The organism is Kitasatospora putterlickiae, from assembly GCF_039527695.1.
In the GTDB taxonomy this organism is placed as follows: domain Bacteria; phylum Actinomycetota; class Actinomycetes; order Streptomycetales; family Streptomycetaceae; genus Kitasatospora; species Kitasatospora putterlickiae.
Genome location: NZ_BAAAKJ010000207.1, coordinates 5,244 through 11,035 on the forward strand (window position 1 = coordinate 5,244; position 5,792 = coordinate 11,035).

The 5,792-nt window shown below is 75.4% G+C and carries 4 protein-coding genes; 2 read left to right on the forward strand and 2 right to left on the reverse strand.

Annotated features, from left to right (window positions below; genetic code table 11):
- On the reverse strand, nt 1–2,407 hold a 2,407-nt coding region (locus tag ABD308_RS20735; protein ID WP_344337385.1), incomplete at its 3' end, for a hypothetical protein.
- 137 nt (nt 2,408–2,544) lie between these two features.
- Between ABD308_RS20735 and ABD308_RS20740 the strand changes: the two genes are divergently transcribed.
- Complete coding sequence (locus tag ABD308_RS20740) at nt 2,545–3,105, forward strand: hypothetical protein (protein WP_344337386.1); 561 nt, start codon at nt 2,545–2,547, stop codon at nt 3,103–3,105.
- 190 nt (nt 3,106–3,295) lie between these two features.
- Nucleotides 3,296–4,510: a serine hydrolase domain-containing protein gene (locus ABD308_RS20745; protein ID WP_344337388.1), complete on the forward strand. Its 1,215-nt coding sequence runs from the start codon at nt 3,296–3,298 to the stop codon at nt 4,508–4,510.
- Nucleotides 4,511–4,680: 170 nt separating this feature from the next.
- On the opposite strand, the gene ABD308_RS20750 is transcribed toward ABD308_RS20745, so the two are convergent.
- Nucleotides 4,681–5,792: hypothetical protein (locus ABD308_RS20750; protein WP_344337390.1), on the reverse strand; the 1,112-nt coding region annotated here is incomplete at its 5' end.

A 5,792-nucleotide genomic window follows, 5' to 3' on the forward strand; every position in this document is an offset into this window, starting at 1 on the left:
CCCCCGCCTGGAGCAGTGCGGCGGCGGCCGTCTGACGCAGCGTGGCCAGGCCGGACTCGCGTGCGGCCCGCCGGTCGCCCGGGCCGAGCCGGGCGCGGTGCGCGGAGGCGATGAGCCAGTTCACCGTCGCCAGCAGCTGGGTCGGCGGGCCGTGCCGCAGCTGTTCCCGGACGGCCTCGGCGGCGGCCAGTGCCTCGGCGACGTCGTCCGGCCGGCCTGCGTGCTGGTAGCGCGCCGACAGCAGCCCGGCGCGCAGCAGCCGCGCGCGGGTGCCTTCCAGGCTCGCGGGGTCGGCGTCCGCGAGGAACTCGTCGAGGCGGGCCAGCGCGGCGGCGGCCCGGTGCTCGGAGAACGGCGGGCCCGCGGCGATCAGCGTGAGCGCGCTCGCGGCGCGCAGGGTCAGCATGGCCTTGTGCAGGTGCCCGGCCGGTGTCCGCTCCGCCGCGTCCGTCATCAGGTGGACGGCCTCCATCAACCGCTCCACCTCTCCGTCGGCCTGGGCCGCGTGGATGAACATGACCGCTCCCAGGTCGCCGATGGCCATCAACCGCAGCGGGTCGTCCTGCGCCATCGCCGCGACCAGTACCTGGAACTCGGCCAGCAGCCCGCCGATCCGTTCGTGGTGGTGGGTCGCCAGGGCCTCCTGGAACTCCAGCATCAGCCGGTTCCGTTCGTACATCTGCCGGTGGGACTTGAGGAGTCCTTCCATCCCGGCGTGCGCGGAGTCCGGCAGGAAGGCCAGCACCTCCTCGGTGTACCGGCGGGACGCCTCCAGGTCCTGGTGGTCCCCGCCGAAGAGGTAGCGCTGGTAGAGACTGACGGAGAGGTTGGCCAGGTAGACCATCCGGTTGAGGTCGTCGGGCGCCGCCCGGCGGAACGCGGCGCGCTGGTGGTGGATCGCCTCGTCCAGGTCGCCGACGGCGTTGGTGAGCGCGAACCGCTTGCTCATCACGGCGGCCATCGAACCGTGCAGGTCCCCTTCCAACCGCGGGCCGCCCGAGGGCCGGGCACGGGCCGCGTCGAGCAGGCCGATCACCCGCTCCAGCCCGTCCCGGTCAGTGGAGAACACGTCTCTCGCGATGGAGACGTCGGCGAGCTGGTTGAGGACCTCACGGCGCAGGACGCCGTGGTCCTCCTCCTCCATGGTCTCGACGGCCCGGGTGAGGTGGTGAACGGCCTCCTCGGTCCGGTAGCGCCCCGGTTCATGCTGGTGCAGCGCGTTGATCAGCGAGCCGAGCACGGCGTGTGACGCGGGCCGCACCGGATGGTCTTCGGCCATGCCGCCCAGGCTCTCCCGCAGGACGTCCGCCGCCTCGCGGCCCTCATCGGTGGCCGCGTACCGGTCGCGGTCGGCGAGGCGGACGAGGACGTTGCCGAGCCACCAGCGCGCGGTGCCGCCGTACGGATGGTCGGGCGGGAGCAGACGGCGGAGGTCGCGCAGGCGGGCGAGCCGGTGGGCGGCGTCCTCGGGGCGGGCCGCGTCGCCGTCCCCCCTCGTCCAGTACAGCTCGACCAGGTGCAAGGAGGCGCTCAGCCGAAAGGGTGAGTCGGCGGCGGAGGTGGCCGCGACCAGCTCCAGGTGGTCGACGGCCCGCTCGGTGTGCTCCTCCAGCAGCAGTCGGGCGAGGCGTTCACGGGCCATCAGCTCGGCCGTGTCGGCGAGGTCGGCCGGTCCCGGCTCGGCGTCGGGGGCGGGCCGGTTCCACGCCGCCGGGTACAGCCGGTCGAGGAGGCCCTGCAGCACGGCTTCGGCGGCCGCCCGGTCGCGCTCGGCGGCGTCGCGCTCGGCGCGGTCGGCGAGGGCGCAGCCGAGGTGGGCGAGCGCCCCGGGGTGCTGCGCGTCGTACCCGGCCGGTGCGTCCTCGTCCGCGTCCTCCCCGGCCACCGCCCGCCAGGGACCGGGCGGCAGCGGCACGGGGCAGGCGATCCGCAGGGCGTCGATCGCCCGGTCCAGGTCGTCGGGGCGGGCCGCCGGGTCGGCGACGCCGAGGGTCGCCACGTGCTCGTGGCGCGCGTGCAGCAGCAGCCCGAGCCGCAATGCCGCCTCCTCCCGCTCCGGTGCCTCCTGGTCGATGACGGCCATCGTCAGCGTCAACAGCTCGACGGCTTCGGCGCGTTCGGCGAGCACGGCGGCGCGGATCCCGTCGTCCTCGGCGAACCCGGGCTGCCCGACGGCCTGCCAGTAGCGCTCGCAGAGCGTCACTCCGACCAGGAACCGCGCCTCCGCGAGCGCTCCCGCCGGACCGTCCGGGCCCGCCTGTTCCAGCAGCGCGCGCACCGTCGAGAACGCGGTGAGCGCCCCGGACAGCGCCAGCGCGGCCTGCCGTGGATCGGCCGCCGCGGCGTGCTCCTCCAGCAGCCGCCGCCCCCGCTCGGCGAGCAGCCGCGCCTCGTCCCCCACCGCCACCGGTCCTCCCCTCCCCGGGGCCCCCACGGTCCCGTCCGGCAGACAACCGCACACCCGGCTCCCCGTCAAACCCGTTGAACCGACGCCCGGTCGGCCGCTACGGTGCGGGAACGACCAAGGAGGGACGGGGTGCACGGATGCGGCCACTGTTGCTCCTGGACGTCGACGGCCCGCTGAACCCGTACGCCGCGAAGCCCCACCGGCGCCCCGAGGGATACGAAACGCACCGGCTGCTGACCCCCCGTTGGGAGGCGGCCGAGCGTCGGCGGCTGAGCGAGTACGGCCTGCCGCACAAACGGCCCAAGCCGCTGCGCGTCTGGCTCAACCCCGACCACGGCCCGGCCCTCACCGCGCTGCCGTTCACCCTCGCGTGGGCGACCACGTGGGAACACGAAGCCAATGACGTCCTCGCGCCCCTGCTGGGGCTGCCCGCGCTCCCCGTCATCGTCTGGTCCCGGCCGCGGCCGAGGCCGGAGGGCGGGGTGTTCTGGAAGACGCCCGACATCGTCGCGTGGGCGGCCGGGCGGCCGTTCGCCTGGGTGGACGACCAGATCACCGAGGCGGACCGCGCCTGGGTCGGCGCGCACCACGAAGGGCCGGCGCTGCTGCACCGGGTGGACGCCCGGAGCGGTCTGACCGCCGCCGACTTCACCGCGCTCGCGGCCTGGGCGGGACCGGCGGGCGCTCCCGGGCGGTGAGGGCCGCGGTCGGGGCGGTGGCGGCGGCCACCCGGCGGGCGGCTGACCCGGCGGCGGGAACGGCGTCAGGGCCGATGGGATGGATCGTCGGCCTTTTCACCCGGACCGGGCATCGGAGGGGCGGCCGGACCGGCTCCCCGTCACCGACGATCGGCTCAGTAGTCCCCGATCCCCAGAGAGGCCCCGCACCATGAGAAGACGCAGACCCGCCCGCACGCTCGCCGCGACCGCGCTCGCCGTGGCCGTGCTCCTGCCGCTGACGCTCGGCGCCGCACCGGCCGCCACGCCCGCGATCACGACGGCCGCCACCGCCGCCACCGCCGACGACGACTCCGCCGACGACACCCGCGAACTGAGCCCGGAGCTCCAGGCGAGGCTCGACGAGGCGGTCCAACGGGTGATGCGGGAGGCGGGCATCCCCGGCGTGCAGGTCGGCCTCTGGCTCCCCGGCCAGGGCCGTTACCTGCGCGCCTTCGGTGTCGCCGACACGGAGACCGGCGAGCCCATGACGAGCCGGCACCACGTGCGGATGGGCAGCGAGACCAAGACCTTCACCGCCACCGCCGTGCTGCAGTTGGTGGACGAGGGCCTGGTCGGTCTCGACGACCCGATCGCGCGGTACCTGGACGGCGTCCCGGGCGGCGAGAAGATCCGGGTGCGCGACCTGCTCGACATGCGCAGCGGCCTGTACGACTACACCAGCGACCAGGACTTCGTCGACGCGTTCCTCGACGACCCCCAGCGGGTCTTCAAGCCCGCGGAACTGCTCGCGTACGGCTACCGGCACGAGAACGCGTTCGCGCCGGGAGAGCGCTTCCAGTACTCGAACACCAACTACACCCTGCTCGGCCAGCTGATCGAGCGGGTGAGCGGCCGGAGCCTGGAGGACGTCGTCCGCGACCGGGTCACCGGGCCCAGCGGGCTGCGGAACACCCTCTTCCCGAACGGTACCGGGCTCCCCGCGCCGTACGCCCACGGCTACAGCGGCAAGACGTCCAACGGCCAGGTCGTCGACTCCACCCACTGGAGCCCCTCATCGGCCTGGGCGGGCGGCGAGCTGATCACCGACCTGCACGACCTGGGCCGGTGGGCGGGGGACGTCGCCACCGGCACCCTGCTCTCGCCCGGGACCCAGGCGCAGCGCCTGGACTTCCTGCCCACCGGCATCCAGGGCGCGGGATACGGGCTCGGGCTCTTCGACATCAACGGCTGGGTCGGCCACACCGGCTCGCTGTTCGGCTACGAGAGCCTCGCCATCCACCTGCCGCAGGAGCGCGCGACCCTGGCCGTGCTGCTCAACACCGATGTCGTCACCGGGAACGCCGAACCCAGCACCCTGCTCGGCCAGGCCATCACCAGCATCATCACGCCCAAGCACGTCTACTTCATTCCGCTGGCCCCGTAGCCCCGGGGCGGGCACCGGAGTGGGAGGTCGGCCCGTCCGGCGTCCCGCTCCCACCCCGCTGGTGCGGATGCGGGCGCGGTGGTCGGCACGCGCCGACGACCACCTCCGGCGGCCCCGCGCCGTCCGCCCGCATCCGCGCGCCGGAACAGGAAGTCGGCGGGGCCGACTTCCTACTCCGTGGGGGCGGTGAAGCGGCGGGTGGTCCAGCGGGCCAGGTGGGCGGCCAGGGGGAGCGTGATCAGCAGGGCGGCCCAGAAGGCGGCGTGGCCCCAGAGGGCGGCGACGTCACGGAAGAGGGGGGCCAGGACGGGAACACGGAGGGCTTCCAGGGGACCGAGGGGCGGGGGCCAGGCGCCGAGCACGACCGTGCCCACGGCGGCGGCCGTCAGCAGGCGGCGGGCCGCCCGGGGGGTGGCGCAGGCCGCGAGGAGGGCGAGGAAGGCCAGGAGCGGCAGGTAGTCGGCCTGGTAGGCGGCGCCGACCTGGCCGGTGCCCCAGGACTCGGGGGTGGGGTGGCGGTCCCGGTCGACGACGGCGAGCCGGACCTCCACCGCCGTCCACAGCAGCAGGGTCAGCACGAGTGTCCCGCCGAGGCCGAACCACAGCCGGTCGCGGAACCCCGTGGCCCCTGCCGCCGGGCGGCGGCGGGCGGCGAGGGGGCGGCGGTCGCCCGCCGCCCGTTGCGAGGCCGCGTGGGCGGGCGTGAGCAGCCACCGCACCGAGCACCCGTTGAGCACCAGGGCGAGCACGACCGCCGCCACCGCGCCGAGGCCCGCCCCGCTCCCGAGGCCGCCGCCGAACATGACCACCCGGTCGATCACCGCCTGCGGCGGCTTCAGCACCGTCATCGGCGGTCCGAGGTGCAGGTAGCCGATGGTGAAGGAGGCGGGGACGGCCAGGAACAGCATCCGCGCCCCGATCCGGGCCGGGAACGCCGCCACCAGCACCGCCGCGACCAGGGCCGCGCCGAGCTGTCCGGCCGTCGCCCGCGCCGCCGCCTCGCCGACCGTGCGCAGCGGGCCGCCGAACGGGCCGTCGGGCAGCACCTGCGCGCCGGTCCCGAAGTCGACGGCGAACCGCCAGACCGTCCCCGACCAGAGCGTGATGCCGAGGGCGAGGAACAGCAGCACGGCCGCCACCGCGCGCCGGGGCACCGCGCTGCGCGCGCCGCTCCACCAGGCGCGAACGTCCGCCTTCCACTCCCCCCGGTTGGTTCCGCACCGCGCGCCGCCCGCTCGCACGCTGCGCACCTGCAGCACGGCCGCCGCGGCGAGCACGCCCC

Excerpts from the sequence above, each read along its gene's own strand:
- ABD308_RS20745 (WP_344337388.1), top strand. The coding sequence starts at position 3,296 with ATGAGAAGACGCAGACCCGCCCGCACGCTCGCCGCGACCGCGCTCGCC.
- ABD308_RS20740 (WP_344337386.1), top strand. The coding sequence starts at position 2,545 with ATGCGGCCACTGTTGCTCCTGGACGTCGACGGCCCGCTGAACCCGTAC.